The organism is Paenibacillus sp. VTT E-133280, assembly GCF_002264385.1.
GTDB lineage: Bacteria > Bacillota > Bacilli > Paenibacillales > Paenibacillaceae > Paenibacillus_AQ > Paenibacillus_AQ nitricinens.
Window position 1 is genome coordinate 1 of the sequence record NZ_NFUX01000182.1, and the last position, 344, is coordinate 344.

Genomic DNA, 344 nt, shown 5'->3' on the forward strand with positions numbered 1-344 from the left:
AAAGATTTTTCTACCGGACCATACAACAGAGTTACCATTCCCAGACTGTTGAGCCAATGATCCGCTGACCATGCTTCGTCTGGATTAAATGCTCCTTTCGCCATCTCCACTGTTCCAAGTGTTAACCAATCCGCAAACTTCTCCTTTGAATCAAACATATGCTCTGATCGATCTTTGGCTGCTTCATATATCCCGACCGGGATATCTCCTGTTATCCCTAATGTTAACCAGTTGAAAAAGTCATAGGGGGAGTCTGTGGCCTTATCCGCACGAGTTCTTAATGTACCTACAAAACCCGTTCCAATCTCTTTAAAACTGTCTATCGATTTATAAAAGGCATTTTT

The 344-nt window shown here is 42.2% G+C and carries 1 pseudogene; it reads right to left on the minus strand.

What is annotated here, in order from left to right:
• Positions 1-344, minus strand: a pseudogene (locus CA600_RS30680) (hypothetical protein); the annotation flags it as partial.